The 2207-nt window shown below is 50.2% G+C and carries 19 tRNA genes and 1 pseudogene; all 20 read left to right on the plus strand.

The annotated features are described in order from the left end of the window. Positions 1 to 2 precede the first annotated feature (2 nt). A tRNA-Val gene (locus tag NFR46_RS09255) sits at positions 3 to 75 on the plus strand. Between the two features lie 17 nt (positions 76 to 92). Further along, positions 93 to 165 (plus strand) — tRNA-Lys (locus NFR46_RS09260). A 40-nt stretch (positions 166 to 205) separates the two neighbouring features. Further along, positions 206 to 278: transfer RNA gene (locus NFR46_RS09265), tRNA-Thr, on the plus strand. A gap of 9 nt (positions 279 to 287) precedes the next feature. Continuing rightward, positions 288 to 359, plus strand: a tRNA-Gly gene (locus NFR46_RS09270). 16 nt (positions 360 to 375) lie between these two features. Beyond that, a tRNA-Leu gene (locus tag NFR46_RS09275) sits at positions 376 to 461 on the plus strand. A gap of 9 nt (positions 462 to 470) precedes the next feature. Continuing rightward, positions 471 to 544 (plus strand) — tRNA-Arg (locus tag NFR46_RS09280). 5 nt (positions 545 to 549) lie between these two features. After that, a tRNA-Pro gene (locus NFR46_RS09285) sits at positions 550 to 623 on the plus strand. Positions 624 to 652: 29 nt separating this feature from the next. Beyond that, a tRNA-Met gene (locus NFR46_RS09290) sits at positions 653 to 726 on the plus strand. A gap of 15 nt (positions 727 to 741) precedes the next feature. After that, positions 742 to 815 (plus strand) — tRNA-Ile (locus tag NFR46_RS09295). A gap of 40 nt (positions 816 to 855) precedes the next feature. Then, a tRNA-Ser gene (locus NFR46_RS09300) sits at positions 856 to 943 on the plus strand. A 9-nt stretch (positions 944 to 952) separates the two neighbouring features. Further along, positions 953 to 1026 (plus strand) — tRNA-Met (locus tag NFR46_RS09305). A gap of 4 nt (positions 1027 to 1030) precedes the next feature. After that, positions 1031 to 1105, plus strand: a tRNA-Asp gene (locus NFR46_RS09310). 4 nt (positions 1106 to 1109) lie between these two features. Then, positions 1110 to 1182: transfer RNA gene (locus NFR46_RS09315), tRNA-Phe, on the plus strand. Positions 1183 to 1199: 17 nt separating this feature from the next. Then, positions 1200 to 1270 (plus strand) — tRNA-Gly (locus tag NFR46_RS09320). 7 nt (positions 1271 to 1277) lie between these two features. Next, positions 1278 to 1352, plus strand: a tRNA-Ile gene (locus tag NFR46_RS09325). Between the two features lie 3 nt (positions 1353 to 1355). Then, positions 1356 to 1443, plus strand: a tRNA-Ser gene (locus tag NFR46_RS09330). An 8-nt stretch (positions 1444 to 1451) separates the two neighbouring features. After that, positions 1452 to 1523, plus strand: a tRNA-Glu gene (locus tag NFR46_RS09335). Between the two features lie 12 nt (positions 1524 to 1535). Then, positions 1536 to 1609: transfer RNA gene (locus NFR46_RS09340), tRNA-Met, on the plus strand. 4 nt (positions 1610 to 1613) lie between these two features. Then, a tRNA-Asp gene (locus tag NFR46_RS09345) sits at positions 1614 to 1688 on the plus strand. A gap of 376 nt (positions 1689 to 2064) precedes the next feature. After that, positions 2065 to 2207 (plus strand): annotated as a pseudogene (locus tag NFR46_RS09350) (group II intron reverse transcriptase/maturase); the annotation flags it as partial.

Consider the following 2207-nt stretch of genomic DNA (forward strand, 5'->3'; position numbering starts at 1 on the left):
ATGGAGGATTAGCTCAGTTGGGAGAGCATCTGCCTTACAAGCAGGAGGTCACAGGTTCGAGCCCTGTATCCTCCATTGAGCATTAAGCTCATGAGCCGTTAGCTCAGTTGGTAGAGCATCTGACTTTTAATCAGAGGGTCGGCGGTTCGAGACCGCCACGGCTCATTGCCAAATAGGTAACGGTTTGGTATAATAAAAAGTGTACGCCGACTTAGCTCAGTTGGCAGAGCATCTGTCTTGTAAACAGGGGGTCGGAGGTTCGAATCCTCTAGTCGGCACTTATATATGCGGAAGTAGTTCAGTGGTAGAACATCACCTTGCCATGGTGGGGGTCGCGGGTTCGAATCCCGTCTTCCGCTTTGTCAATTCTATAATGCCGGGGTGGCGGAATTGGCAGACGCACGGGACTTAAAATCCCGCGGTTAGTGATAACCGTACCGGTTCGATCCCGGTCCTCGGCACTTTTTTATGCACCCATAGCGCAATTGGATAGAGTGTCTGACTACGAATCAGAAGGTTGAAGGTTCGACTCCTTCTGGGTGCATTTTTCGGGAAATAGCTCAGCTTGGTAGAGCACCTGGTTTGGGACCAGGGGGTCGCAGGTTCGAATCCTGTTTTCCCGATTAATTCTAATATTAATCTATTAGGTTTTCGCGGTGTAGCTCAGCTGGCTAGAGCGTCCGGTTCATACCCGGGAGGTCGAGGGTTCGATCCCCCCCGCCGCGATTGACTGGCTGTTTTGGACCTTTAGCTCAGTTGGTTAGAGCAAGCGGCTCATAACCGCCCGGTCGTAGGTTCGAGTCCTACAAGGTCCATCAACTTTCTGTGATGGATTGTTATTATCTATATTATTATGGAGGATTACCCAAGTGGCTGAAGGGGGCGGTCTTGAAAACCGCTAGGCCGTGAGAGCGACGCGAGGGTTCGAATCCCTCATCCTCCTTTTTATTATCGCGGGGTAGAGCAGTCTGGTAGCTCGTCGGGCTCATAACCCGGAGGTCGTTGGTTCAAATCCAGCCCCCGCAATTTTGGTCCGTTGGTCTAGTTGGTTTAGGACGCATCCCTGTCACGGATGAGATCACGAGTTCGAGTCTCGTACGGACCGTTTTGGCTCGGTAGCTCAGTTGGTAGAGCAACGGATTGAAGCTCCGTGTGTCGGCGGTTCGATTCCGTCCCGCGCCATTTAATTTAATAATTATGCGGGTATAGTTTAGTGGTAAAACCACAGCCTTCCAAGCTGTTGTCGCGAGTTCGATTCTCGTTACCCGCTTTTGTATGGGCCTATAGCTCAGCTGGTTTAGAGCGCACGCCTGATAAGCGTGAGGTCGATGGTTCAAGTCCATTTAGGCCCATTTGGAGAAGTACTCAAGTGGCTGAAGAGGCGCCCCTGCTAAGGGTGTAGATCGCGAGAGCGGTGCGAGGGTTCGAATCCCTCCTTCTCCGTTTATTATGACCCGTTAGTCAAGTGGTTAAGACACCAGCCTTTCACGCTGGTATCGTGGGTTCAAATCCCGCACGGGTCACTTTTTTGTTATCGCGGGGTAGAGCAGTCTGGTAGCTCGTCGGGCTCATAACCCGGAGGTCGTTGGTTCAAATCCAGCCCCCGCAATTTTGGTCCGTTGGTCTAGTTGGTTTAGGACGCATCCCTGTCACGGATGAGATCACGAGTTCGAGTCTCGTACGGACCGTTTGTAGCAGCCAAGACATGTCTTGGCTGCTTTTGTTTTATGATAAATTACGTAACAAAAAAGGATTCCCATCAATAGACGGGAATCCTTTTAGTGGTGGTGCGCCCGGCATGGGTATTAGCTAGGTGGTGAAAGTCCGCTATGGGCCGTAGTAGTCGGAACCATGAGCTGAGGACAAGGGTGTCCACTGTGAGGTGGAATCTGAAGGAAGTCTAAGGCAAAGTACTGCACCGATGAACAAGAAGTAGCTATAAGGCTGAGAGTAACTGGATAAGGTTGCCATACAAACTAAAGTCCCATACTACTCGAAGTTGCTTTCAGTAAAGCTACCGGTGACATGGTACGAAAGTTAATATTCTTACCCGGGGAGGTCTGGTTTACACGTTTCCGACAAACCGATTATGGTGAAGGTAAAGGTATGAGTGTCACTATCCAAGACTAGGTCTTGGATCGCAATAACCTTAATCAGGCTTATTTGCGAGTTAAGAGAAATAAAGGAGCAGCGGGCGTTGACGATAT

Origin of the sequence: Limosilactobacillus agrestimuris (assembly GCF_943193105.1) — a bacterium.
In the GTDB taxonomy this organism is placed as follows: domain Bacteria; phylum Bacillota; class Bacilli; order Lactobacillales; family Lactobacillaceae; genus Limosilactobacillus; species Limosilactobacillus agrestimuris.